The organism is Bradyrhizobium tropiciagri (assembly GCF_001189845.1).
In the GTDB taxonomy this organism is placed as follows: Bacteria; Pseudomonadota; Alphaproteobacteria; order Rhizobiales; family Xanthobacteraceae; genus Bradyrhizobium; species Bradyrhizobium tropiciagri.
Genome location: NZ_LFLZ01000001.1, coordinates 181,814 through 207,293, shown reverse-complemented (window position 1 = coordinate 207,293; position 25,480 = coordinate 181,814). Strand labels below are relative to the sequence as shown.

The following is a 25,480-nucleotide window of genomic DNA, read 5'->3' as shown; positions in this document are numbered from 1 at the left end:
CATCAGCGACGTTCCTGGCCCGCATACGGGCGCAGCGTCGGGTGTTTCTTGGCTGGCAGCACGGTCCCCTTGCCGGGATCGGAAGTCGACGTTTTGGCGCCGAGATCGGCCCAGGCCTTCAGGTCCTCCAGCGCGTAGATGACGCGCCCGCCAATCTTGCGATATGTCGGCCCGGTGCCGTACGTCCGGTGCTTCTCGAGTGTGCGACCGGAAAGGCCGAGATAACGGGCCGCCTCCGGCGTACGCAGAAAGCGCGGTGGCAGACCAGCCATCGGATCGGGCATTTGAGAACTCCGGGATGACAGCGCGCTACGAATGGCGGCGCGGGCGTGTTCGCGGTCATTATGGAGAAGAGCGCTCCCGGAGGTGGATGCCGAATATCGAGGGGGCGATTTTCGATACCCCTCAACCCAGGGCGCTGCCCATGCGGTCGCAAAATCCTGCGATCACCATCGCGCATCAGCGAGGCATCGGGGTTGCAAACATTAACGCAGACTATTATGATCCGTGTTATGATACACACGAGATCAGATCACGAATACAGTCTTCGGTGGCTACTTGAGCCGCGCGCAGAGCCCCTGAGCACGCGCGACATCACCCAAAGCGGGTCATACGCCCGCCTGGAAGGCGAGCCGGCTGACGACGTGCGCAACGTTCATGCCATCCTGCTGCGGGCCGAGAGAAGCATGCGGGACGAACTGGCTCGTTCGATCATTAGAGACATCGCACGAGTCCTGAACCGCAAGGCGCTTCGAGCCTTGGCCCGCGACGTGAGCTCGTGGCTCGCGAGCCGGCGGAAGTTTCGCGCGGCGACCCGTGATCGATCCCCCACAAAGAAAATTGAGCGGCACGGCCACGCCAGCGAGCGCCCCGCCTAGCTCCTTGGTTTCCGGCGGCCTCGATCGACATCAGGTCACCGCGAAAATATCCACAACTAGAAAGGAAGATTGAAGTGACGCAGAGAATCTTGATTGTCGGTGCCGGCTTTGCCGGAATGTGGAGTGCCCTCGGCGCAGCGCGCGTCCTCAACGAACACAGAAAGTCCGATGAGGTCGAAGTCGTGCTGATCGCCCCCCAACCGGAATTGCACGTTCGTCCGCGACTGTACGAAGCCGGCGCGGGCGAAATGAAAGCCCCGCTCATGGAGATATTCAACGCCGTCGGCGTTCGCTTCATTCAGGGGACAGTCGAGGCAATCCGTTCCGACAAGCATGAAGTCGATGTCGTGTCGACTGATGGCTCCAGGTCAACACTCGGTTATGATCGGCTTGTTCTTGCGACTGGCAGCCGGTTGTTTCGTCCGAAGATCCCAGGCCTGCTCGAACACAGCTTCAGCGTCGATCAGCTCGGCGAGGCCGCGGAGCTGGAGGCCCACATCAAAAACCTCGCCAGGCTGCCCGACACGCCGGCCCGTAATACGGTTGTGGTGGCAGGGGGCGGCTTCACTGGCATCGAGGTGGCGGCGGAGATGCCCGCACGTCTGCGCGACGCGCTAGGCGCCGATACCAAAGTCCGCGTCGTCATCGTGGAGCGGGCAAATGATATCGGACCGGACCTTGGACCCGGCCCTCGTCCCGTCATCACCAAGGCGCTTGAGGAACTCGGCGTGGAATGGAAGCTCGGCGCGGCCGTCACATCGGTCGATGCCGAGGGTGCCACCACCGAGACCGGCGAACGCATCGACGCCAAGACAGTCATCTGGATCGGTGGCCTCCGCGCGAGCCCGCTGACCGCACAGATTCCTGGACAGAGAGACGGGCTCGGGCGGCTGCATGTCGATCGAAACCTTTTCGTGCCCGGCACCGAGCGAATCTTCGCGACGGGCGACGTGGCGCGCGCTGCGACTGATGACGACGGCAACCATACGCTGATGTCCTGCCAGCACGCCTCGAACCTGGGCCGCTCGGCTGGTCACAATGTCGCCGCGTCGCTGCTCGGAATCCCCTGCATTCCCTATAGCCAGCCGAAATACGTGACTTGCCTTGATCTAGGTCCGTGGGGCGCGGTCTATACCGAAGGGTGGGATCGCGAGGTCAAGATGGAAGGTGCCGACGCCAAGGCACTCAAACACACGATCAATACGGTCTGGATCTATCCTCCTAGCGCCGATCGTGCGGAGGCGCTGGCAGCGGCCGATCCGCGGCGCATCATCGTCGCCTGATCCGTTTGCCACCGGCGTTACCAAGCGACGTGCGCCGATGATCGTCGGCGGAGTGAAAGCCGGGCGACGCGGACACAGAAGGCGTCCGCGTCGCAGCCAAGCGGGAGGTTGGCCGCCTGGCGCGCGACCAACTCGGGTTTCGGTGTGGCTGACCTCCCAAGCCGTTCGGCGACAACCTTGCAGCGCCTAACACCGACAATCAGGGTTGGCATTATGGCACATCTCGGGAATGGCATTGAATATGGGCTGCACTGCCTGCTCTGGCTGGTTGGTACAGGGATGGAAGCGGCAAGCAGCCGCGACCTGGCAGAACTCCAAGGAGTTTCGCCGTCATTCTTGGCGAAGATTTTTCCCAAGCTCGAGAAGGCCGGCATCGTGCGCGCCTCGGAAGGCATCCGCGGCGGCTATCTTCTCGCGCGACGGGCCGATCACATCACCGTGCTCGACGTTGTGGATGCGATCGAAGGCAAGAAACCGCTGTTCGAATGCCAGGAGATCCGGAGCAAGTGTGCTGTGTTTGGTCGCAAAGCACCGCGCTGGTCGACCGAAGGCGTGTGCGCAATCCATGCACTGATGTTGCGTGCTGAGCAAAGCATGCGCAGCGAATTAGCGAGCACGACCATCGCTGATCTGGCTGGAACTGTCGGTCGCAAGGCGCCCTCGGACTTTGCTGGTGAAGTGCGTGACTGGCTGGCTAGTCGGGTCAATTTGCGCGGGAGAGCGCGGGGAACGGGCGTCAGGGAAGCCAAGGCAGCACGAAACCGCGCGTCCTAGGAGTGTTGGCCATCGGATCGGGTATTTGAGGACACCAGAATTGCAGCGCGCGATGAAGGGCGCATCAGCATATGAGCGGACGTCACCGGCTCTCGGAGGAGGACACTAAAAATTGAGGCAGGGATTTTCGGTAGCCCCTGAGCGGAGGAGCTATTCGACCTTACGGACTCGCCGTAAAAGCTTGCGATAGCTACCGCGCATCAGCGCAAGGCCAGTTTGCACCAGACGGATCGTTCGATTGCGCAGATCGTGCGTTTTCCAAGCATTCTCAGGGATGCGCCTCTTGTCGAACAGCGCTTCGGCGATGATGCGGTAGCTGCCACCAGCGCTATGCGCGTCGAGTGCGCGGATCGCAGTACTCAGGCGTTTGCGCCGCTGTTCAGACAACTGATGAAATGCAGGCCCCGGCGCACGTCCGTTCAGTGTCCGCCAGAGCCGGCGGGCTGCGTAGGCACGTGCGTCGAAATCGCCATCAAAAGGCAATTCGGCAGCATATGAAGCGCCGACCATTGGCGGCTCTTTGGACCATATACGGTGTTCCACCGCGCCGATACGCAGCACTGCATGCCAGCCGTCGGATGCGCGGCGCACCTTGCCGGCTGCAAGATCGAGCAGTGGCTGAGACGCTGACTTGTGAGTGGCAACCGAAGCGGTTACCGCGATTGGAACGACCGCCGCCAGGACTTCCGGCGCCCAGAAGATTGTCTGCTCGTTGAATGACCTCTGCGGGTCATGGGCGAAAGCAGATGCCCCACCTCCTCCTGAATTCTGCAGTCACCTCGCGTCCGGGCTGGTCGCGATCATTACTTCGTAGTCGCGTCGATAGTCCGCATTGCGGCGAAGGCATTCCCAGGCGATGTCGGTGATTTCGGCGTCTTGCAGACTCTTGTAGGAATCCGGCGACCGCCAGTCGAATTCAGGCATTGCTTCCGCCCCATTGCACGCAGCTAACAAGGATTGCGGCGCAATAGCAATGAACGAGAGGGTTGCAGGAAGCCCCAAATTTGGCACCACGTGGTGCACGGGAATGACCACCGATTAGCGAGAGAAATTAGTTTTGGCTGCAAGTCTCTAGTCAGCGATTTTCTTCTATTTTGAGCCGGCGTCACGTAAGAGGCGCCCCTGCTCGGTCACCCATTTGGCGCGTGCAAGATGACTCTGGTATGCGTTCCGCGCACGGTCCGGCTCTCTCTCCGGATCCATATGCAAGACCACTCGAGCCACATCGCGCCAGTCCGCCCCCTCACTCTCCGCCTGCAGAAGGCGAATGTACGTGACGACATGCTGTTCGTCATAGGCCGTCAGCGCCGGCTCGTTCGGCGCGACATCTGCGATGTCAGGATCTAGCGGCGGCTTCGACATCAGAGACCACAATATATGCGTGATCGAAAATCAAATGGCCAGCCGCTAGCCTCGTCGGCTCGAAGAGTTCTCTGCTGTAGCATATGGCGTGCCACCTGCCCGGGCGAGCGTTCAAGAAGCCGCGTTCTCCACATTTCAGCAATTGAAGCTCCGTCCGTGACCCTCAACATCCAAGCTCCGCGTATTATAACACGTAGCGCCAAAATACGCGATTGCTTCCTATCCTGCGGATGGATATTCGCAAGGTCTTTGGAGCGAACGCGCGTCGATTTCGACTGGCCCTTGGCTTGAGCCAAGAGGCCGTGGCGGAACGCATGGGCGTCGACCGGGCCTTCGTAAGCAGCATGGAGCGAGGGCTGCAAAACGCGACGTTGCTCACAATCTGGCAGATTGCCCAAGCGTTGCAGGTCCGGCCTGCAGATCTGCTTGAGGAGAAAGGGTCCAAGGTTCGCCCCTGACCTTCCGCGAGCCGGGCCGGAGGTCCGGCGAGCGCCGGACGCGGATACGCGTCGCCGCCGCCGATCCGGCTTGCCGGATCGGCGGCGGCGCACAGGTATCGAGCGAAGCCGCGCAACCGTTTCCAATTGCGCGGCTCACAGTGTCAGATTGCACGCTCCATCAAGCGCTTGGCTTTGCCTTCCAGTTCAAGCCTCGTATCCTGGTGAGCCTTGTCGCGGGCGAACGCGGTGATGCCCTGCACGAAATCAAAGATGCTTTCCGGCTTGCGGTTTTCCTCGTCCAAGACGGTTTCGATGATTTTAGATGCCTCGGACCTGGAAAATCCGCCTCTGCGGAGGAAGGTCTGCCGTTCCTCATCGGTGCGGGCGACAATCCGCTCCCGCGCAGCCTTGATGCCGGCGATAAATTGCGCGGGCGAGGAATTGGCGAAGCGCGTCAACGCAGGAGCCGCCTCATGCGCGAATCGTTGGGCGGCAAACTTGGAATGCCGGATGGTGATCCCCTCGAAATTCTCAACGCCCCACAAATTACGGTTCATGCAGACGGCGCGGAGGTAAAAGCTGGCAATACCCAACGTCTTGCTCCCGACTTCACTATTCCAGCAATAAAATCCCCGGAAGTACAAATCCGGCGATCCATCCGCCAGTTTGCCAGCCTCGATCGGATTGGTGTCGTCGACCAAAAACAGAAACACATCGCGGTCGCTGGCATAGAACGTCGTCGTGTCCCTGGTCACGTTTACAAACGGATTGTGGGTCATGGTTGACCAATCCATCACGCCCGGAACCTTCCATCGCGTGTCACCCGTGCCATTGCCTGCGATCTTCATGACAGCGGCGACGAGCTCATGGTCCCAGATGCGGCCGTAGTCCGGCCCAGTGACGGCACGAAGCTCAAGCCGTCCGTTGTCGGTCTCCAGGGTTTTCACGAGCTCGGCACGATGAGACAACAAACCATGCTGCAGGTTGATGGCCGACAGGGCTGCAGGCAGTTGCCGCAAGTAAGAGGTGGGCGCGCCGACCAGCGTGCACAGTTGGCCAAAGCTCCAATGCGTCGGCGCCACCGGCGCCTCACGGCCCGGTACCATCAAGGCCAACCGCTCGGAATTTTCGCGGGTCGCCTCCACCCGGATAGCCCGGCTTTCCACCGTCCGCGCCTGCGCGCGTTCGGCCCGCCCTCGCACCGATTCATAGAGGTCCGGCAAATTCAGGTAACGCTCGTCATCCGGTCGCGCAAACCACTCGGACGACACGCGGCCGATCCGCTGACCGCGCGATACATCCACGCGGAAACCGCCCGATACAGGCTGTTCGCTCCGGGACAGGGTCATCATGTTCATGGTCATTCTCCTGTGGGCTGAGGTTGAAGCGCAGCGCTGCGCTGCAACCCTGCCCGTCGGCGAGACCTGGGGTAGCAAGGGCAAGGGCGGCAGGACGCGGAGGGGGATCACCCGCCTGACAAGGGGCGCGCGGAAGCGCGCGTCTGCACGCGCCTGACGACGACGTCGTCATCAAGATCTCTTGCGCGGAAGACCGGGGATACCGCTCCGGCCGGCACACGAAGTGTGCTTCACCCTTGCCCGCGCGAGGGCGGAGCCCTTAGCAATCCCTTCAAAAGAAATTCTCTTTCTGCCTTCTTCCAGGCGGCGCAAGAAATGCAAAAAGCCCCGCCTCCGAGGAGGCGGGGCTGATGATCCCGAGGGATCAGTCGCCGTTGCGGCGGGACCAGATCAGGGTGAAGCCCTCGTCGCCTTCGACCTTCACCAGCGAGGCGTAGATCGGGGCCGGGAAGCTCGGATCGTCGAGCTTGACCGAGAGGTACTCGCGCTCGCTGTCGCGGGCGGTCTTCTTCCAGGCAGCGCCGAACTCGGTCACACCGGCGAAGATGCGGTAGTCGGGCGCCTTGTCGTTGTCCTTCTCGGATGCGGCGAACCGGGCCTTGATGTTGAGCGTCAGCGTCTTGATCGAGCCGATGTAGCCGTTGTCCGAAGCGGTGAAGGTGCCGATGGTAGCCATGGTAGTCTCCGTTTGTTGCTCGGGCCGCGCCCATCGCAGCCTCGATGGCGATCCCTGGCCCGGGGAGCGATCGGCCCGCAGCCTTCAGGCCCGTAGCGCCAGCGGAGGACGGCGAAAGCCTGCTTTTTTGTCTCCCGCGAGGAATGCCGCCTCTTCGCGGCAGGGGAAAAAAGCAGGCGCAGCCGTTGCGGGAAGGCGATCGAGGCTTTTGCCGTCCCTCGGGCCTGATCAGCCCATTCGAGGTTGCGTTGGACGCGCGCCATGAACGAACTTACGGAGACTACCATGCGGCCGCCACCGACCCTGCACAAGGACCTGGCTCCATCGATCGGGCACACGCTGACCTCAGCGCATCAACGGCCAGGAAGACGCATCCCGGCAAACGCTGGCGCCCCCTAGTCGCATTCTCGCGTGCCGGGGCGAAGGTGCGTCTGGAGAGATCTGCCAGACACCAATTTCAATACTCCAGTCATCACACGATCAAGGCGTCCGGCCTCATCGCTCGCTGCTGATTGACAAGCACGACCCAGCGCTCCCCCTCGCCTGCCAAAGGCACAGATCGGAGTGATCGAGGTCGCGATCGTGGCGGGCTTCCATGCACTGGCCGCCACTGTGCGCCATTCGGGATCAATCCCCCTTGACCTCACGGGTGCAGGCGCATTCCGCGCCTGCGCCCCTCAGATCTCAAACGAGTGCCTGGCAGCCCGGCAAGGATGAAAACACAAGGCAAGAGTGAGAGAATCAAAAGAGGCAGCCGACGAGAGGGCAGTGATAGCGACGCGGGCATGCAATGACCGCGGGCACCGAGGCGACTGCAGTCGCGAGACCGGTTAACAAGGCACTCGAGCGCGGGACAGTGATAGCGACGTCGGCATGCAATGCCGACGGGGCCCGCGAGCGAGTGCCTCCGGCGAGCGACACATTATGTTGCGCGAGGGATCGAAGTGAGAAAATCCGGGACGCCACGCGGACAGGTTCATTAGAGCCCGGTGCGGCCCCAGCCGCACGCGCCCGATCATAATTCTAACGAAGACGGTAACTCAGCGAAGCTGTATCTCCTCCCGCGCCCTTGTTTCTGCGTCAAAAATCCTGATCTGAAGCCTTGGGAAACGCTATTTCAGCTCTTCTCCACCTGCCCTGGCGCCGTCACGGGTCGCAAATTCGGCCTTCAGTCGGCCATCCACTTCGAGCGCGTAACCAGAAGATGGCAATTCGCGGGTGGCTGCAACCATGTCGTCCCTGTGTGCAGTGAGGCAATCGATGACCATGTGTTAGCGTGAGTCGCCCAAAGCAGGCCAGCGCCACCTGCAAGACCCGGCTCGCCGTCTCTACCGATCACGGATGGGAGTTTGCGTCATCCGAGCAGGCGGCCGGCTTGCCGTTAGCGCGGATACACGCGCGGTAGAGCCACGGCTCGACATAACTGCCCTTCCAGATTCCCCGGCCGGCCCGCTCGGCGTTGTGCTGAGCCCCGCGATATCTGCCCTTCGAGTATCGAGGCCAATCCAGCGCCAGGCCGTTAAGCACAAGCCATTCGCCAAGGTCCGCACCAACGACCGAACAGGTCGCAACCGTGCGGCCATATTGATCGAGGCTGAGCGGGACACAATTGATGGGACGGCGGGCAATGAAGGCGTCAAGGTCATTCGCAGTCTGCGCACCACAACGATATTGCAAACTGTCTTCGCCGCGGCACAGCTGACTGCTCTCCGGTGCATCGACGCCCCAAAGCCGGATGCGCGTTCCATGTATTTCCAGCGTGTCGCCGTCAATCACGCTGGCCTGTCCGGCAAAATCATCGGCAAACGTCACGCTCGAAAGAAGGGCGAGCATCAATGCGATGGGGATCGGACGCATGCTAATGACCTTGCAGCTACCGCAAGTCTCGCGGTTTTAATTTCGGCCAGTTCTCGAGCGGCTTTAGCGATGGCAGATTCTCGGGCCGTTCGGGATAGTGAAACTCCGTGCCGCGCAGCCAGCGTCCCTCGAAGCGCGCCCAAAATAGAATCGCGTCCATCTGCCAGGTGAACTCATAAACCCTCCAGACACCGTCGCTCTGTATGATTTCACCGGTCGCGTTGATTGGCAGGCTGTTCAGCCGGCAAAGCGCGTAAATCTCGTCCCAGTGCTCGCGGATATAGCGGTCCTCCAGAGCCACGTGATACGGCCGGTCGGCGCGCCAGTGCGGGCCGCTCCCACGCACATAGAAGCCCTGGCGCGGCATCAGGAACTCGGGAATGCGCGCGATCGCCTTGCCAATCCGGCGCGCCTCATCCGACGAGAGCTTGCCAACACCAAAGCTGTAACGCTGTGCATCATCACGGCAATAAAGCCATGCGAGGGTCACGCCATTGGCGTCCCTGACCACATAGCATTCCGAATTTTCCCGAACCAACGTCCAGGGTGGCTTGAAACGGCGGCTTGACTCCATAGGAACAAAATAAGAACATAAGCCATCGACGGTCAATCTGGAACAGCGCGATGTCCTCGGTCCTGAAGCCGAACGATCAGGACGATGATCTGGAGGCAGCAGTCGACCAGGCGATCACCGTTTGCGGCGGCGATATGCGCGCGGCCATTCGCGCGCTGATCGTCGCGAACAATTTCCTGGAATCGGAGATCTCGGAGTTGAGCAAGGCCGTCTCGCATGCCTACACGCGGGGGCGCTTTCGGTCGTACGTGGGTTAGATGGCTGCCTGAGGTGGCGACGAAACATCCGCACAGGTACTCCTTGTGACGGACGATCAGACACAGATATGGCGATCCAGTTCATGCCAGTGACCGGGAGCGAGCCCTGAATGTGCAATCTTTATTCGATCACCACTAACCAGGCGGCGATCGCCGGTTTGTTCAGGCAAATGAACAGGTACGTCGGCAATCTGGCGCCGATGCCCGGTGTGTTTCCGGACTATCCGGCGCCGGTGATCCGCAATGTTGGTGACGCCGAAGAGATGGTGCTGATGCGGTGGGGTATGCCGCCCCCACCCAGGACAGGCGGACCGCCGGTCACCAACATCCGCAATACGTCATCGCCGCATTGGCGCGGCTGGCTGAAGCCGGAGAACCGCTGCCTGGTACCTGCCAACAGCTTCGCCGAGTACGCGCCCGAGCCAAATCCGGAGACAAAGAAGAAAGACGTCGTTTGGTTCGCCCTTGAAGAAAGCCGGCCCCTGTTCTGCTTCGCCGGCATCTGGACCGAGTTCAAAGGCGACCGCGGCACAAAGTCGAAGCCGATCCCGGGCCCTCACCTCGTCTACGGCTTTCTCACGACATCACCGAACGCCGTCGTCGAGCCGATCCATTCGAAGGCTATGCCAGTGATCCTGACCACCGGGGAGGAGCGCGATGTCTGGATGCGCGCTCCGTGGGATGAAGCAAAGACGCTGCAGCTCCCTTTGCCAGACGAGGCGCTGAAGATCGTCATGCGCGGCGAAGACAAGGAAGACAAGATCGCTGCGTAGGCGGCTTTTGCACAGGGCGGCGGAACAGGTGGAAAAGAGCTGCCCCGACGATCTGCAATCCCTGCCCTGTGCTAACTGCCGGAACAACTTGAGGGCCACAAGGATTCGCCCCTCGCGCAGGAGCGATTCCGATGCTGATGACCAGAGAGAAGCGAACGGCGACCCGCACGCTAACCGGATGGGCAATAGCAGTGCTGCAGGAAGCAGGCGCGATCCGCGAATGCGAGTACCACGGCTGGATGCAGGACCGCGGGGATCCGCACGCCCGGGAGCTAGCGTACGAATTCGCCCGACACGATCCGCCGCCCGGCCTTTCGCCCGAGGCGGCCGCCGTCGCAATCACCGAGGCCCTGGACTCGATAGGCGACACCTGCCCCGAATGCCCGCCCGGGGTCTAGGCAACGCACTGGACAATCGACGCCAGCGAAGATGATAAGCGCCCGCGACACTTCTCGACGCGCTCCGCATGGTGCCGACCTTTTTTGACCGCTGACGCCGTCCGCCCTGCCTTCCTGGACTCGTCCCCTGCTTCGCTCCAGTCCTTCGACTGGCCCGCGGCCAGTGGACTTGTAGTATGATTGGCTCATGAGATCGTCCGATCAGGACCAGAACGCCGCAGAAGTGCGAGACCGCAAGATCATCCATATTGATATGGATGCCTTCTACGCGTCGGTCGAGCAGCGGGACAATCCGGACTTGCGCGGCAAACCAGTAGCCGTGGGTGGGTCCAAGGAGCGTGGCGTAGTTGCCGCTGCGAGCTACGAAGCACGCAGGTTCGGGGTTCGGTCGGCGATGCCCTCTGTGACCGCCAGGCGCCAATGCCCCGACCTGATCTTCGTGAAGCCGCGCTTCGAGGTCTACAAGGAGATTTCGCGGCAGGTCAGGACGATCTTCGCCGAGCACACCGAAATCATCGAGCCACTCTCGCTTGATGAGGCATATCTGGACGTAACCGAGAACATCCAGGCCATCCCGATCGCGACAGAGATCGCGACCAGAATCAGAGCGAAAATCTTGAGCGAGACAGGTCTGACAGCCTCAGCAGGCATCTCTTACAACAAGTTCCTGGCGAAGCTCGCTTCGGACCACCGCAAGCCGAACGGACAATTCGTGATCACACCGAAGATGGGTCCGGGATTCGTTCAGGATCTCCCCGTCGGCAAATTCCATGGAATCGGCCCAGCGACGAGCGCAAGGATGAACAGCTTCGGCATCATCACGGGCATGGATATGCGTAACCAGACGCTTGAGTTCATGACCGCCAATTTTGGGAAAGCTGGAGCGTACTATTACTGGATTTCGCGCGGCATCGACGATCGGCCGGTCCGCGCCAACCGTGTCCGAAAGTCGATCGGGGCCGAGACCACGTTCTCCCAGGACCTGGCAGACTACGAAGCCTTGGCGACAGAGCTGCAGCCGCTGATCGAGAAGGTCTGGCGTCACTGCGAGGCTACAGGCGAGCGGGGGCGGACGGCGACCCTCAAGGTGAAATTTTCCGACTTCGAGTTGATCACCCGCAGCAGGTCGGTAACTGTCATCGACAGTGCGGACGATCTCTCCGGCCTGGCTCGCGAACTACTGAAGCAGCTGATGCCGCCCAGGAAAGCGATACGGTTGCTCGGAATTTCCATTTCCGGCTTTGCAACGCACGAGCCTGAAGATGAGAAACAGTTGCCCCTCATGCTCAATGTACAGGAATGAGCGCTGACCGGAAGCAATCGGGAGCAACATCCTCGGCACTTCTGACTCGCCGACGCGTCGCGGCCATTGCCGCCAGGCGAATTGGCACAAGGCCCTTAGCCACGTGCCCGGCGCAATGCAGCCTCGAGCCGAACCCTCTCCTTCTCCCAACGCGCTTCTTCGGCTTGCGCCCTTTCCTCCAGACGTTCGAGCTGACCTCGAATGTCCGAGGCGTTCTTTTCGTGCTTGATGCGGGCAGCGTCCAGGGCCCTCTGCTTTGCGTTTATGGCCCTCTGGCGTCGCTCGCGCTGCTTGCGCCGGGCGGCCTCGTCCTTCTCGCGTTCTCGCTCGCGGCGCCGTTGTTCTTTTTCGAAAGCGAGTGCGGCCTTGCGGTCGGCTGCCTGATCGTGAACCCGTTCGTTACGCTTCTGCGGCTTGCGGTCCTTTGACTTACGACCTGGCTGCTTCGAACCTATGTCGCCGGCGAGATCGGTGGGCAGTTCGGCATTCACTTTGAAAGGCTCGCTCGAGCCAACGGGACGCTTCAGAATGACACCGGGTGCCGCCATTATCGCCGCGACAACGTCGGGATCTTCGCTCTCCCTCGCCACCCCCTGATGGAAGAGGTTGCTGTCGGCGCCCCACGCTTCCAGGGCCGCCTTCATCGACGGCGCCGCCACCGCCAGATCGAAAAAGCTTAGCGAGGTTTGATACGTCTTCAGCTTCCTCGCCATTTTGCGGGCGCCCCTCAAATCACGATGTTATCGAAATCCGCTGCAATCCTGGTGTTCGCAAACGTCTTGCTTGCCTCTTCCAGAATTTCCTCGCCAGGATAGTCGACCAGCCGATGCATTTGGCGCGTAACGAACTTTGCGAACTGACACGCAGGATCGAACATCATTCTGTCAGGGCTTGAGCCCGTCTTTGCTGAATGGACGATGGCCCTCGCAAGCCTCACATATATCCCCCCGTTATGGGTGGTCATCCACGTACCAGAGGCTGCGACCTTCGTATGACTCTCCATTTGGTTGACGGGCGCCAATTAAGAGCATAGCTTGATCGTCAATAATTCCATTGACAATCATATGGATAGAGGAGGTTATCGAAAAATACCGCGTAATATTCTTGTAATGTTGCCAACATTTCTGAAATATGTTGATTTTTATGACAGAATTTCGGATAAATGCTCACAACATTTCCGGAATGTACGCATGTCTGAAAAACGCAACAAGTTTGTCAAGCTCGCAGAAGCGCGCGTGAACCGCGCCATTCAGGACATTCGCTTGATCGGTAATCTCTCGAACAGAAGCGCCTACGACTACGATGATGAAGACGTAAAAAAGATTTTCCGCGCACTCCAGAAGGCGACAGACACGGCGCGGCAGAAGTTTGGAAGCGGTGACGGGAGCAGGGACAGCGAATTTTCGCTGAGTGACTAATGGCTGACTGGGAGTTCGAAGACCTGAAGGCGTCGCACGTAGAGCAGGAGCTGACGCAGCGGGATCAGTTCAACAATGACGAAGTCGAGCTAGCCGAGGCGCTGGTTCGCGAAGTCATCCAGAATTCTACCGACGCTCCTGCCGGCACAGGCGTGGTCAAGGTGCGCTTCGCGCTCGTGGAGCGCGTGGGTGAACAAGCCAGAAGGATCGAGGATCTCTTCTCCGGCCTGCGTTCACATCTGCAGGCCTGCGAAATCGATGCTGCAGTTCTCGATCACCCGGCAGTTCGCCTCCTGGTCATCGAAGACTTCAACACAAAAGGCTTGACCGGCGACCCGGCCGCGCTGGACGAAGAAAATTTCCGCAACTTCTGGCGCCGTCACGGCAAGTCAGGCAAGGGCGGCAAGTCGGGAGGACGCTGGGGCCTCGGGAAGCTGGTTTATTCCACCTCTTCGCAAATCAGGTCTTTCTTCGGCTTCACGCTTCGTGCCGGTGACCCCTCCCCCCTCCTGATGGGACAGGCCGTGCTGTCTAACCATGTTCTGAATGGTCACCGTCATCCAGCACATGGCTTCTGGTTCGGCGCACGCGGCAATGACGATATCCAGCTGCCGGTCGTCGACGCTGCACTGGTTGGTCAACTCGCCCAATTGTTTGGAATAGCCCGACAGGGACAGACTGGCCTCTCGCTCGTAATCCCCTTTCCCAATCCTGATATCACCGAACAGGGCATTATCGGTGGTGTGGTCAGGAACTACTATTTTCCGATCCTTGCCGGGCGCCTCGAAGTGGAGGTCGGATCAACCACGATTGATGCAAGCACCTTCCACCAAGTTGCCGCCAGTGTTCCGAACACGGGTGCCGGCGCCGCCGGCACAAGAATTCCTCTCGATTTCGTCGAGGCTGTCAGCCGGCAGCTCGATCAGCCGCCCCTGCTCACTGCCCGGACGGCGATCAACGGCGGCGGACTTGGTGTGGCGAGCTTTTCCGAAGACCAGCTTGCCACAATGAAGGAGGCGTTCTCAGGCAATCGCCTTCTGCATGTGCGCATTCCGGTCAGGTTGAAGCCGAAACCGTCCGGTGATCGCAACAGTCACATCGATCTGTTCCTGAAGCCTGTACCTGATGGCGAAAAGCCTTTTGCGCTGTTCGCACGGGGATCAATTACGGTGCCAGGAGAGAATCGCTATTTCAGTGGCACGCATGCCCATGGCGCAATGGTTGCGTCCGACGAGGGAGTGGTCGCATTCCTGGGCGACGCGGAAAATCCGGCCCACACCGCATGGAACGCTAATGCCGAAAAGCTGGCGAAGGGATGGCGAGCCCCCTCGCAGACGCTGAGAAACATCCGGTACGCGCTGCGTGAACTATTCACGCTCATCGCGGACAAGGTGGAGCAGGAAGACCACGACGCACTCGTCGATTTCTTTTCCCTCGCAGATCTTTCGAGGTCAACGCAGGGACCAAAAAAGAAGGTCAAGGTCGTCATTCCTCCAATGCCGAAGAAGGAATCTGCGATCCGGATCCAATCGCGAAAAGGTGGCTTTTCGGTTGTACCCGGCCCCGCCGCGGAGAACTGGGAATTCCCGAAGACCGTGGACGTGCGTGTCGCCTACGACGTAATTGGAGGCAACGGCTTTTCACTGCACAGCAAGTTTGATTTTGATCTGGCCGCCAATGACGTGAACATTGAAGCTCAGAACCTGAGCTTCACACCCGTAAGGCCGAACAAGCTGCGGCTGTCGATTGCCGGCCCTATATTTGATCTGACCCTCTCGGGCTTTGATGAAAACCGCGATCTTGTCGTTGATGCGAGGACTGTCTGATGGCAACCGCAAAGCGTCGCATCAACTCAACCGGCCGCAAACGGATCGCGCGTGAAAGCGTCGATATTCGCCTTGCTCCCCTGAAGCCCACAGAACCACAGGCTGCAACAGCCAGCCTCAAGGTGGACGAGCTTGGATTTCCTTCCGACGCCTCCGTCATTCTCGAAGCCTATCAGCGCTCATCTTCGATGCGCTTCGAATGTGGAACCGTCGGCATTCCGGAAGCGAAGGTCATGGTTCTCGACGAACTTGATCGAGCAATGCCCATACTTTTCAGGCTGAAGGTTGTCGAAAGCACCGGTACCGGAAAAATCCTTGGAGCCGCTGATCGCATTCGCCCTACCGGAAACGAAAACGAAGAGGGAAAGCGGAGCATCTTCCCTATCAGGGAAACCGATCTCGGCCCCGAGCTATGGCGTGTCACCATCGACGAGAGTGGCCCGTGGCTCCTTCTGAACTATCGCATACCGTCATTTAAGCACCGGATCCTTGAGAACCCAATGATGCGCGGGCTGATCCTGCCTGCGGCGCTCCGGATTGTCCTAGAGCACCTCATTGAGGATCATGAGTTCGACGATGGTGATGACGAAGACTGGCGCGCACTCTGGCTGCGCTATCTGCGGGAAGCCTTCGGGATCGATGATGATCTCGAAGAACTAAAAGAAGGTATCGAAAAGCAGGGATGGGTGGACACCGCGGTCGGGAAGTCTGCGAAGCACATGACTTCGTCGAGCTCATCCGTGCCGCCGAGGGGGGCGCATGATGCAAACGGAATTCCGGAAGCTGAATGATGAAGGCATGGCCCGCTTTGCGGAATGGCTGGCGGCGGGCGCCACTGGCGTGGCACCCATTCACCTTCTCGCCGATCCACAAACTTCGGCCGCGGTGGGACATGACATCCGCCCCGTATCACGCCGAGTTTTTGGCGATAGATATGAATTCGGGCAGTATCTGATCCAGCTTCTGTCGCCCTTCGACCCTGCAGCGATCTCGCAGGATCGCGGCCTCTGGACCGCCCTGGCCGTCGTCTGGTTCGACCAGCTCTGCCCTGCCGGAGCGAACGGCCAGAGGAAGGTCGAGAAGGAGTACAGGTACATCTTGAGCCGTGACTATCGTCACTACTATCGGCATCTTGTGCGGTCACCGTGGCAGCTGGTGCGCGATCACGGCGAAGCTTCAAAGCTGCTTCTTCTTGCCCCCACGGATGGCGAGCACCCGCTGCGCCGGCATGGTGAAATTCTTGAACAGCTTGGCGGACGCCAGTTCGTGCTCGGAAGCCGGCCGATCATCGCCGAAGCGAGCAGGCTTTATGCTGATGCCACGACAGGCAGACCTCTGAAAGGCGTTGCAGGAAGCGGCCGTGGCAGCGTTCGCCGGCTGGCGCTCGTGCTGCGGCAGCTTGATCTGACGTTTGACCCGGAAACCATGATCCCGGGCCAGCTCATTGGGCTTTTGCCGAAGGAATTTGATAGATGGACGCGAGCGGCGCAGGCTGCAGCTTGATGATTGCAATCACTTGAAGTATCGGGCGCGGACCTTCGGAAGACGGTCTAACGCTCGCTCGAGCTCAAGCCTGGAAAAATGAAGCTGCGCTATCTTCCGATTCCCGCAAACGGCGTCGAGCTTGTCGTAAAGAGTGGCATCGATTAGGGCCGATGCCATGACTCCAAATCCTTCAGCCCTATACATTTCAAGCATGTCGCCAACATCTTGCAATCTGCGGCCGGACAGTGACGATCCATCCTTGACCAGCTTGCACTGGAAAATCCACTTTCTTGGAGCAGTACCTCTGCCAACAGGCAGATCGTAAACCTCGATATCCCGGCCACCGTCGCGCGATCTCGACTTGCCCAGTTTCCTTATGGTGTCGGCATCGAATTTCGGATGGTGGTAGATGACGTCATAGCAAAGCTCTTCAAAATCTTCATCGGAGAGATTGCTCCAGTCGCAGGAAGTCGATGATGATGGGCCGAGAAATGATGCCATCGACAGCATAAGCGCCGAGACTTCGCCTTGCACTTTCTTAAGTGCAACATGGTTTAGCGGTTCAGTGTCGTAGAGGAGGTGTTGGAACTTGCCGTCATTCACTATGACAAGGCTTCCACTCTCGTGAACGAGGCAGCCGGGGGCCTGCCCCGGCTGACGATGTTGAACCGTGCTCGACGAAAACGATGATAGCCGGGCATCGTGAGGCGAGTAGGTGAACGATGCTTCGCGCCAGTCGAATGGATCCCACTGCCATACATCCTCATCTTCGCGCTGAGCAAAGCTCGCGCAAATGCGGGACTTAAAATAATGGCGCATTGAAAAATGCGAAATAAGGTCGGTTGTACGAACATAGCTTGCGCCCGCCACCATGAAAATCGTGCCGACGACGAGCTCGCTGCTTCGATACTTCTGGCCTGTCGCCTCAAAGAAGCGGTCAAGACTGATAGAAGCTGGAACAACCCAACCGTCTGGAGATGTGTAACAGCTTGCTCCCAGTCGACGACTCAAGGCGCTTTTGTAGTACCCGAGTTGGCGCTCGGGATGTTCAGCGATTTGCTTGTCGTAGTAATCTGGATCATCGGCACGCAATTGATGGTAGGCGCCATTTACGAGATTGGCGAAATAATCATCAATGATCTCTGGCAATTTTGCAGGGTAATCGTCGATTTCTACCTCGTACGCGAACACTGCGTCCCGAATTTCCTGATACCGCTTTTGATCTTCTTCATCGCTGAAGTGAAAGAGAAGAATGGAATCCTCGAGTGCCTTGCGGATTTCGGGCGACGGCTTGTTAAGCGTCAGGATCAGGCGGCTCTGATGCCATTCGCGGACGTAGTCTTCCGTGACTGTTGCTGTGTCGGAAGCGGCGGCCAACCTTTCTGCGGCCCACGACGCATCGATATAGTCGCTACAGATATCAATATGCATGTTGGTTCTGCCAATGCTCGGCAAGGGCAGATAGAGGATTAACTCATTCAGATCCCGCAAATCGACCTCGTTCAGCGAATCGATCGTTTCTTCGGAAAGGTCGAGCTCCAGCTTACGAGATCCCTCTGAGATAGACGCCAGCATAACGATTACCAGCCCGCCATGCGCTTGCTGACGACCGTATCGAAAAAGGTTTTGAAGCTGAGGACGTTCTTGTGGCGATCGTATTCCGTCTCTTTCGACTTCTTCAGATGCTCGGGCACGACGAGATTGATGCCCATCGTAGCCATTTCCTCTATGGCGTTGGCCGCGATGTTTTCATCGACGGTGCCGAGGAAAAGCTCCGCTCCTTGCATCTCGCGCTCAACCTGCTTCCATCGCTCGCGAAGCGTCGTCTTGGCACTTAGTATCAGGCCCTTCTCTCTTCCGCTGGGTGTGCTCTTCAGATGCCCCAGTGAAGGCAGCACAAAATCCGGACGCTTCCTAGCCTGCATGACAGCCTGCTTTGCGAAAGGCACACGGCCGTCCGCGAGCATCTTCTCGATGTGATGTTCGAATGAAACCCCTGCCCTCGCCTTGCGCTGCTGACCAGCGGACAGCATGTAGCGATCAATCTCCGGCAGCCGGTCAACAAGAGCGTGAATGACCTTCGAGATTTTCGGCCCGCCGGGAACATCGCCGAGGACAATCCTGACAAGACCAACAGCGCGTTCGCGAAGCTGGTATTCACGGAACAGGTCCCATTCGATGGACCGGCTGATATCGCGGAGTGCATCACCTGGCGTGTCGAATTCAAATGGATTGAGATTCTTGCGTCCCGTTTTCGTTAGCCACTTGCCGCGCGCCTCGTCGGCCAGCGCAAGGGTCTCCGGCATGACCTTTTCGGCGGCAAAAACGGCTATGGTGCCGGACAGCCATGCGGCGGCGACCTGTTCAGCAAATGTGAGAATCCGGTCGCGCTCGCGTTTGCGGTATTCAGCCGGCACCCTTTCATCGATCAGGAAGTCGGGCCCGAGCTCAAGCGCATCGACCAGCATCACGGCCGCATCGGATACCGAGTCAACGGTCAGACAGCGATAGACTGTATTCTCGCCTTCGCCAAGCCGTGCCATGACCAGAAATGAAGCTGGCGAAAGATCTGCGAATGCCGCCCTCGGCACACGCGTCATATGGGTCTCTTCACCCTTGCTTGTATAGTTTACGAGCCGGCTCTTTTTGGTTTCACCAACCTGAGGCCATTCTGTCGTCAGAAAAGCCTCATAAATCGGTTCACCGTCCTCATCACGCTCCTTCAGGCCAAGCGGCGGAAAAAATCCTCCATCTCGCTGTTCAAGAGGGATGTAGACTCCGCCCTGATGCTTGTTTTTACGCTGCGCCCAGTCGCGGTCGTTGTTAGACAGTTTCTTGACGAGAAGCCTTGGCGCCTCTTCAAGCAGCCGGATCAGTAGTTCGGAAACATCATTTCCACTCTGATCGACTGACGCGTCATCCTCATCGCTGCCAAAAAGATCGATTGGCTCGGCCATCAGATCACCCTGCCGGGCGGTGGCAATTCAATACCGTCACTGTCGGTTGCAAGCCAGTCGACAAGTCGCCCGAGAACATCTTCGATCGGCATTCTGGATTTTCCACGGAGGGCGCATTCCCAGACGACGGCACGACGCCAGCCAGTAGCCCTGAGCGCCTTTTCGGCGCGCGCATCAACCTCGCGATTGCGCCCGATCTTCGCCTTCCAGAATTCCTCGCGCGTTGCCGGCCATTTGAAGAGATGGCAGTTGTGACCGTGCCAGAAACAGCCATGGGCGAACAAGACCGCGTGCCGACGCGGAAACACCATGTCCGGTCGGCCCGGCAATGAACCGTCGTGCAGTTTGTATCTGAAACCTGCCCGATGCAGTCCCCGACGCAGCAGCATTTCCGGTTTGGTGTTCTTGCCCCGGATGCCGGCCATCATCCGGCTGCGCACATCAGGTGGTACCACATCAACCATGCGCTTCGGCAACCTCCCGCCGATCCGGTCTGGTGACGATAACAGGCTCTTTGTGCTTCTTCACCGCTGACTTGCCGCGGATAACCGCCGCCTCAATATGAGGACGCAGGGCGTCGGCAAGGAAGCTCACGACGGGGACAACGACGGCATTGCCGAACTGTTTGTAAGCCTGGGTATCCGAGACGTGGATGCGGAATTCCTGTTCTTTCGTGTCGAAGCCCATCAGGCGGGCGCATTCGCGCGGCGTCAGGCGACGTGGCCGCTTGCCCTTCTGTGCAATCAGGATTTCTGAACCATCCTTGTAGTAGCGGGCGGACAGCGTGCGTGCGACATCATCAGGCCCGAAGAGGCTGTAACCGAAGCCGTTGCCCGCTGCGTTATGCTTTTCCTTGTAGTCTTTCAGATACTGCCAAAGCCTGGGCGTCAGGGTGTACTTGTCATCAACTTCCGGCTCCAAGATCGAGCTAAGCTTGGGGCCCTTTGCAGGATCGGGGATTTTGAGCGCCGACAAGTCAAATTCCGTCGGCTCGCGGAAGCCAACAATAAAGATGCGTTCGCGCTTCTGCGGCACCCATGGTTGCGAGCTGATCACACGATGCTGGACGTGGTAGCCGAGCTCTTTTTCCAAGGCGTGCATGATGGTGGCAAATGTCTGCCCACGATCATGCCGCTCAAGATTCTTGACGTTCTCCAGAATAAACGCCGCCGGTCGGTGATGCGCGATGATCTGCGCCGTGTCGAAGAACAGTGTTCCCTGCGTATCGCAGAGAAATCCATGCGGACGGCCGAGCGCATTCTTCTTTGAAACGCCGGCGATCGAGAATGGCTGGCAGGGAAACCCGGCCAAGAGTACATCATGCTCCGGAATCAGGTCCGGATTCTGGGCGTAGGGACGAATGTCACCTGCGATTTCATGATTGTCGGGATAATTGAGCCTGTAGGTTTCCTGTGCCTTTGGTTCCCACTCCGACGTGAAGACACATCTGCCACCGGCGGGCTCAAAACCCCTTCGAAGTCCGCCGATCCCCGCAAAAAGATCTATGAAGCGGAATAGCGGCGGCGCATTGTTCTGCAAGATCGCCCTCTCCTCTGCCGCCTTGCGCAGGATATCCCGCGCCAACCTGGTAGGCTTAGTCTCGCCGCGCTCATAGCGATACACGGTACGGCGATCGACCTTGAGAAGCGCTTCGGTTTCTGGAAGCGAAAGGCCTGCCTGTTCGCGGAGCTTAGAGAACTCCGTTTTCGTCGGGTTGCGCCGGAATACCATGTGCGTGATGCGAATCGCGGTGGGTCAATTTGTGACAGCCTGACACCTACCATTCCAAATCGCAAGAAATTTGTTCTCTCTTTGTTCGGATACAAGGGAGCTTTCCAGAAGATTTTTGTCCGCCGGAAAGTACCTAGGCGGCCTTTGCGCGGCCGTTCTGCGCGCACAACCAATGGGCGTTCGAACTCGACAATTTGCCAAATAGTTGATTCGTTTCTACTATTGCCGCTTTCATATGGTGATCTGTTTGATGGATACCGCAGTGTCGAAGGTAACGCTCGCCGAGCGTTTGGCGGCCGTAACTCGACAAGGCCTCGATCTTGCCTCCGTTCTTACGACGGTCACGACACACTCAGTGGTAGATGGAACTAAAGCCGTTGCGCATTGCCATCATGTAGCGCTCGATGGCAGCTGTCTGCCACGTCTGTCCGATTTTACGGATGAAGTGGCGAATTGGCTTCTCGACTACGTAACGCCGCGCAAATTGCTGATGGCAGCAAGCTCAGCAACTGAGCAGGAAGCCCGACTGAAGAATGAACGTCTGCGACGACGCGCTATCGAAACCTTCAAGAAAAATGGAATGTCTGGCGAACAAGGCGAGATGTTGCTGTTCGTTCTCGCGGAAAGCTTTTTGAAATTGCCACAGCTCCTTTGCAAGATGGATCTCAAGACTGATAGCGAGATGCATTTTCATGGGCTGGATGGCGTGCATTGTGGTCCCGGTGATGGACCGGATGAACTCGCGATCTACTGGTGCGAGTCAAAAGTTCACAAGGACCTGGATGGTGCCCTGTCGGAAGCATTCGACGGACTGAAGCCCTTTCTTTTGGGCCCAGGAACAGGTGGTTTGGATAAACGTCGCGAGCTTGCTCTTCTGGATCATTATATGGATCTTGCAGATCCCGAGCTTCAAAAACAAATTCTCGACTCTATCAACCCGCATTCGGTCGCCTTTAACAAGGTCTCGTGGCGCGGACTCTGCTTGGTTGGATTTGACTATGACTACCCTAAGAAGCCTAACCAGATTAAGCACGCCGAGTTTACTTCTAAAGTCAAAGCATCCTTCTCGGAATGGTGCAAAATGGCCAAATCGCGCGCCATAAACCGAGGAATTGAGAGCTTCGAGATACACATCTTTTATGTGCCGTTCGGCTTTTGCGACGACTTTCGCAAAGCCATGAAAACATCCCTGGGGTTGATATCGTGACCGCACAAGCTCTTGCCGAATTGCTTTGGAGCGACGCCGGCATACAGTCAGCTGTCGAGCAGATAACCTTGGATGCTGTTGCCGGGGATTTTCCGGTCCTTGTGAAACAAGATAATGCTACGAGCCGAGACTGGTTTCACTTGGTGCGGTGCGCCAATATATTCTTAAATAGCGATTCAGAGCTGTATCACGATGTTGGGTTGCGCATCCTCCACTCGTGTTTGTCGTCAGGCAATGGGCAGAATGAACGTGCTTTCGCCGCCGCAGTCCTTGCTATGGCATCGAACAATCCCACTTTGCAGGTTGCAATAAAACGCGATCTGCTGCCCTTCGATGTCCTAGAAAGACTTCCATCGAGCTTGTCGCTCGATGTCGCGTCACATCAGATTGCGTCAACGGTGAATATTGGCTCGTCGAGAGAGTTCGTCGGCAATGATTTTCAACAGGCACTCTGGAGGGCAATGGAGACGCACGATTGGGTAAGTGCCTCAGCTCCAACTTCGGCAGGAAAATCCTATGTGCTCGAAAGGTGGATTGAAAATGTCGTTCTGACCAAGCACGGCTCGACGACGTTTTTCTTGGTTCCGACGCGAGCTCTGATCTCGCAGGTTGAAAGTGACCTTCGAAATCTTGTTGGTCACATACAGAGCATCAACATCACGTCGCTCCCACTCTCTTTTAGCGATTCGAAGCCGCATAATATCTATATATACACGCAGGAGCGTTTCCATCTTTACATGCTTCGCCGAACGTCTCGCGAGTCAGCAGACTTGATTGTGATTGACGAAGCACAGCAGATCGGCGCGAGCCAACGCGGTGTACTGCTGCAGCAGGTACTTGAGCTCGCTCAACGCGAATTTCCCAGCGCAAAATTTCTGTTTGCGAGTCCCTCGACAGACAATCCGCAAAACCTCCTTCAATTCGCTCCCAAGGAAAAGCGAGCAAGTGCCATCACGGGGTCCAAGCCTACTGTGAATCAGAACTTGATTTGGGTTGAGCAAATCAAGGGGAAGCCAAAGATATGGGACCTTAGCCTTCTCTCAGAATACAAACAGTCGAGTATTGGACGACTAACGTTGCCTAACAGGCCCACGCCTACGCAGAAGCTTCCTTTCATCGCTTTTGAATTGGGCCAGGCTGGAGGGAATGTAATTTACGTTAACCGCGCAGCCGATGCGGAGAATGTCGCCGAGATTTTATGTCAGCTCATTGAGGATGAAGTTGGCGATCCAGAGCTCTTAGCTTTGAGCGAGCTCTGTGAAAAAGCCGTCCATCCAAAGTTCAGGCTCCGCCGTTTTGTGAGAAAGGGCGTAGCTTTTCACTACGGCAATATTCCACAATTGATAAGGACTGAGGTGGAGCGCCTATTCTCATCGGGCAAAATTAATTTTTTGGTCTGCACGTCGACCCTGATCGAAGGGGTAAACCTCTCCTGCCGCAGTGTGTTTATGAGGAATCCCAAACGCGGTCAGAAGGAACTCATGAAACCAGAAGATTTCTGGAACCTCGCAGGTCGGGCTGGCCGGTGGGGCAAAGAATTTCAGGGAAACATCTTTTGTATCGATCCGCTCCATTCTGGCGAATGGTTCGATGGCAGCGCACCACGGTTTAAAAGCAAACAAAACATTCGTATCGCAACTCAGCGACTAGCTTCTGAATTTTCGGCGTTTATGGAATACGCCAAGGCTCGTGCAAAAGCGACCACAAATCGTTTTTATGAATACCTTCTTTCCTACCTGATCTTTTGTCGGGTGAGCTATGGATCGATCGATGCTTCGCCAAGCATTCACGCTCTAACAGATGAGCAACGCAACACGCTGGCGGAAGCTGTCGATAATCTGCTCGAAGACCTCGAGGTCTCCTCGCAAATCGTACTGCGCAACCCCGGAATTAATCCGTGGGGCATGAACGCTCTGCAGAAGTATTTTCTGGAAACGCCGGATATTGAATTGGAAGGTCTTCTGCCAACGGACCCTCTGAGTGATACTGAAGTACAGGACGAAAAAGGCGAGAGCCGGGATGAGGCGATAAACAATTTCATTGGAATATTCTCTCGCCTTACCGACCATCTCGGTGCCGGCTTGGGGAGTGGCAGTTCAGCTTATGGCAACGCTCGTCTTGTCATTGAGTGGATGCGAGGTTTGCCCCTCAGCCGCATCATCGACAACCAAATCCGATACTGGGCGAGAAGACGTCCGTCAAAATCAGTTACCTCCATTATTCGGGAAACAATGGAACGAGTAGAACGGGTCGCTCGCTTCGAAACCCCTAAGTACCTTCATGCCTACCTCGACATTCTCCGCACCGTTCTAATTGCTCGTGGCAGGGAGGACATTCTACCTCCAACAGAGGATTTCTGGCTGTATTTGGAATTTGGTGTCTCCAAACGAACTCAGCTTTCACTAATGTCGCTTGGCCTCTCAAGATCTAGTGTGACTTCGCTTTCAAACTTTATCACCGAAGACAACTTCTCTGAGGCAGCGTGCCTAAATTGGCTGGCGGTAAATGATTGGCGCGAATTCGGTCTGGCGCGATTAGTCGAAATGGAAATCGAAGCTGTTCTTCAGCGACATGGCGTTGTCTCTCCAGCGACGTCATAGGTCCGGCTGTGCGATCTCATAGCCTTCGCCTCGCGCACTATGCCGAAGAAGACGAAGCGCGGGATAATCCTCGCCACTAGATACATTTCGCTTGCCGGTGCGACACCGAATGGTCGGCGGGCTTACGGTTGGCGATGATAGTAAACTACCGCCCTTCGCGCGCTGACATGAATCGTTTCTTACTAGCAACGCGCAAGTGAACTGGCCTCAAAACCCTTCACATCCATACCGCCAAATGTTTCTTTTTGTGCGACACGCTGGCCAGGCGGTTGCCGGATGGAGCCCAGAACTCTAGTTGCACGGGACTTATCGGATTCAATCGC

26 protein-coding genes are annotated in these 25,480 nt (G+C 57.8%); 13 read left to right on the top strand and 13 right to left on the bottom strand.

Annotated elements, in window-relative coordinates:
• Positions 1-2 precede the first annotated feature (2 nt).
• Positions 3-284 (bottom strand): helix-turn-helix transcriptional regulator, encoded by a 282-nt coding sequence (locus tag AKN84_RS00990; RefSeq protein WP_050418914.1) that lies wholly within the window; start codon positions 282-284, stop codon positions 3-5.
• A gap of 668 nt (positions 285-952) precedes the next feature.
• On the opposite strand from AKN84_RS00990, the gene AKN84_RS00980 reads away from it, so the two are divergent.
• Both AKN84_RS00980 and AKN84_RS00975 read left to right on the top strand, forming a co-directional pair.
• A complete protein-coding gene (locus tag AKN84_RS00980) occupies positions 953-2,161 on the top strand; it encodes an NAD(P)/FAD-dependent oxidoreductase (protein WP_050418912.1) in 1,209 nt (402 codons plus the stop codon).
• 213 nt (positions 2,162-2,374) lie between these two features.
• Entirely contained in the window at positions 2,375-2,935 is a 561-nt protein-coding gene (locus tag AKN84_RS00975; RefSeq protein ID WP_050418911.1) for an RrF2 family transcriptional regulator, read from the top strand.
• Between the two features lie 150 nt (positions 2,936-3,085).
• On the opposite strand, the gene AKN84_RS00970 is transcribed toward AKN84_RS00975, so the two are convergent.
• The 3 genes from AKN84_RS00970 to AKN84_RS00960 form a co-directional block, all read right to left on the bottom strand.
• The gene (locus AKN84_RS00970; protein ID WP_347337288.1) at positions 3,086-3,445 is read right to left on the bottom strand and encodes a DUF2285 domain-containing protein; all 360 of its coding nucleotides are present in this window, start codon (positions 3,443-3,445) and stop codon (positions 3,086-3,088) included.
• A 264-nt stretch (positions 3,446-3,709) separates the two neighbouring features.
• The gene (locus tag AKN84_RS00965) at positions 3,710-3,859 is read right to left on the bottom strand and encodes a transcriptional regulator domain-containing protein (RefSeq protein WP_244484868.1); all 150 of its coding nucleotides are present in this window, start codon (positions 3,857-3,859) and stop codon (positions 3,710-3,712) included.
• Between the two features lie 165 nt (positions 3,860-4,024).
• Positions 4,025-4,297: a hypothetical protein gene (locus AKN84_RS00960; RefSeq protein ID WP_050418909.1), complete on the bottom strand. Its 273-nt coding sequence runs from the start codon at positions 4,295-4,297 to the stop codon at positions 4,025-4,027.
• A gap of 212 nt (positions 4,298-4,509) precedes the next feature.
• Between AKN84_RS00960 and AKN84_RS00955 the strand changes: the two genes are divergently transcribed.
• Positions 4,510-4,755: a helix-turn-helix domain-containing protein gene (locus AKN84_RS00955; protein WP_244484867.1), complete on the top strand. Its 246-nt coding sequence runs from the start codon at positions 4,510-4,512 to the stop codon at positions 4,753-4,755.
• 143 nt (positions 4,756-4,898) lie between these two features.
• On the opposite strand, the gene AKN84_RS00950 is transcribed toward AKN84_RS00955, so the two are convergent.
• The 4 genes from AKN84_RS00950 to AKN84_RS00935 all read right to left on the bottom strand — a co-directional run bounded on the left by AKN84_RS00950 (position 4,899) and on the right by AKN84_RS00935 (position 9,139).
• A complete protein-coding gene (locus tag AKN84_RS00950) occupies positions 4,899-6,089 on the bottom strand; it encodes a DUF932 domain-containing protein (RefSeq protein WP_193399623.1) in 1,191 nt (396 codons plus the stop codon).
• A gap of 370 nt (positions 6,090-6,459) precedes the next feature.
• Positions 6,460-6,771, bottom strand: a complete 312-nt coding sequence (locus AKN84_RS00945; protein WP_050418906.1) for a DUF736 domain-containing protein — start codon at positions 6,769-6,771, stop codon at positions 6,460-6,462.
• Between the two features lie 1,335 nt (positions 6,772-8,106).
• On the bottom strand, positions 8,107-8,628 hold the full coding sequence (locus AKN84_RS00940; protein ID WP_050418905.1) for a thermonuclease family protein: 522 nt from the start codon (positions 8,626-8,628) through the stop codon (positions 8,107-8,109).
• Positions 8,629-8,644: 16 nt separating this feature from the next.
• A complete protein-coding gene (locus AKN84_RS00935; protein ID WP_244484866.1) occupies positions 8,645-9,139 on the bottom strand; it encodes a hypothetical protein in 495 nt (164 codons plus the stop codon).
• Between the two features lie 113 nt (positions 9,140-9,252).
• On the opposite strand from AKN84_RS00935, the gene AKN84_RS00930 reads away from it, so the two are divergent.
• The 4 genes from AKN84_RS00930 to dinB all read left to right on the top strand — a co-directional run bounded on the left by AKN84_RS00930 (position 9,253) and on the right by dinB (position 11,933).
• Complete coding sequence (locus tag AKN84_RS00930; protein WP_050418903.1) at positions 9,253-9,459, top strand: hypothetical protein; 207 nt, start codon at positions 9,253-9,255, stop codon at positions 9,457-9,459.
• Between the two features lie 110 nt (positions 9,460-9,569).
• A complete protein-coding gene (locus AKN84_RS00925) occupies positions 9,570-10,232 on the top strand; it encodes an SOS response-associated peptidase (protein WP_050418902.1) in 663 nt (220 codons plus the stop codon).
• 131 nt (positions 10,233-10,363) lie between these two features.
• Positions 10,364-10,630 carry a hypothetical protein gene (locus AKN84_RS00920; RefSeq protein WP_050418901.1) on the top strand — a complete coding sequence of 89 codons (267 nt, stop codon included), beginning with the start codon at positions 10,364-10,366 and terminating at the stop codon, positions 10,628-10,630.
• Positions 10,631-10,817: 187 nt separating this feature from the next.
• Positions 10,818-11,933: a DNA polymerase IV gene (gene dinB, locus AKN84_RS00915; protein ID WP_050418900.1), complete on the top strand. Its 1,116-nt coding sequence runs from the start codon at positions 10,818-10,820 to the stop codon at positions 11,931-11,933.
• A gap of 95 nt (positions 11,934-12,028) precedes the next feature.
• On the opposite strand, the gene AKN84_RS00910 is transcribed toward dinB, so the two are convergent.
• Entirely contained in the window at positions 12,029-12,646 is a 618-nt protein-coding gene (locus AKN84_RS00910; RefSeq protein WP_050418899.1) for a hypothetical protein, read from the bottom strand.
• A 477-nt stretch (positions 12,647-13,123) separates the two neighbouring features.
• On the opposite strand from AKN84_RS00910, the gene AKN84_RS00900 reads away from it, so the two are divergent.
• Genes AKN84_RS00900 through AKN84_RS00885 form a run of 4 tightly spaced genes read left to right on the top strand, consistent with a single transcriptional unit; the run spans position 13,124 to position 16,680 of the window.
• The gene (locus tag AKN84_RS00900) at positions 13,124-13,351 is read left to right on the top strand and encodes a hypothetical protein (RefSeq protein ID WP_050418897.1); all 228 of its coding nucleotides are present in this window, start codon (positions 13,124-13,126) and stop codon (positions 13,349-13,351) included.
• Positions 13,351-15,177 (top strand): hypothetical protein, encoded by a 1,827-nt coding sequence (locus AKN84_RS00895; RefSeq protein ID WP_050418896.1) that lies wholly within the window; start codon positions 13,351-13,353, stop codon positions 15,175-15,177. The genes AKN84_RS00900 and AKN84_RS00895 overlap by 1 nt, the downstream gene beginning before the upstream one ends.
• The gene (locus AKN84_RS00890; protein ID WP_050418895.1) at positions 15,177-15,968 is read left to right on the top strand and encodes a hypothetical protein; all 792 of its coding nucleotides are present in this window, start codon (positions 15,177-15,179) and stop codon (positions 15,966-15,968) included. The genes AKN84_RS00895 and AKN84_RS00890 overlap by 1 nt, the downstream gene beginning before the upstream one ends.
• Positions 15,937-16,680 (top strand): hypothetical protein, encoded by a 744-nt coding sequence (locus AKN84_RS00885; protein WP_128970298.1) that lies wholly within the window; start codon positions 15,937-15,939, stop codon positions 16,678-16,680. Before AKN84_RS00890 ends, AKN84_RS00885 begins: the two co-directional genes overlap by 32 nt.
• 9 nt (positions 16,681-16,689) lie before the next feature.
• Here AKN84_RS00885 and AKN84_RS00880 read toward each other — a convergent pair whose 3' ends face one another.
• Genes AKN84_RS00880 through dcm form a run of 4 tightly spaced genes read right to left on the bottom strand, consistent with a single transcriptional unit; the run spans position 16,690 to position 21,350 of the window.
• Entirely contained in the window at positions 16,690-18,237 is a 1,548-nt protein-coding gene (locus AKN84_RS00880) for a hypothetical protein (RefSeq protein ID WP_050418893.1), read from the bottom strand.
• A 5-nt stretch (positions 18,238-18,242) separates the two neighbouring features.
• A complete protein-coding gene (locus tag AKN84_RS00875) occupies positions 18,243-19,619 on the bottom strand; it encodes a type II restriction endonuclease (protein ID WP_128970297.1) in 1,377 nt (458 codons plus the stop codon).
• The gene (locus tag AKN84_RS00865; protein WP_050418890.1) at positions 19,619-20,083 is read right to left on the bottom strand and encodes a very short patch repair endonuclease; all 465 of its coding nucleotides are present in this window, start codon (positions 20,081-20,083) and stop codon (positions 19,619-19,621) included. Before AKN84_RS00865 ends, AKN84_RS00875 begins: the two co-directional genes overlap by 1 nt.
• Positions 20,076-21,350: a DNA (cytosine-5-)-methyltransferase gene (gene dcm, locus AKN84_RS00860; RefSeq protein WP_050418889.1), complete on the bottom strand. Its 1,275-nt coding sequence runs from the start codon at positions 21,348-21,350 to the stop codon at positions 20,076-20,078. Before dcm ends, AKN84_RS00865 begins: the two co-directional genes overlap by 8 nt.
• 250 nt (positions 21,351-21,600) lie before the next feature.
• Between dcm and AKN84_RS44375 the strand changes: the two genes are divergently transcribed.
• Positions 21,601-22,557 carry a HamA C-terminal domain-containing protein gene (locus AKN84_RS44375; protein ID WP_157863226.1) on the top strand — a complete coding sequence of 319 codons (957 nt, stop codon included), beginning with the start codon at positions 21,601-21,603 and terminating at the stop codon, positions 22,555-22,557.
• A complete protein-coding gene (locus AKN84_RS00845; RefSeq protein WP_050418886.1) occupies positions 22,554-25,157 on the top strand; it encodes a DEAD/DEAH box helicase in 2,604 nt (867 codons plus the stop codon). The genes AKN84_RS44375 and AKN84_RS00845 overlap by 4 nt, the downstream gene beginning before the upstream one ends.
• Positions 25,158-25,480 lie beyond the last annotated feature (323 nt).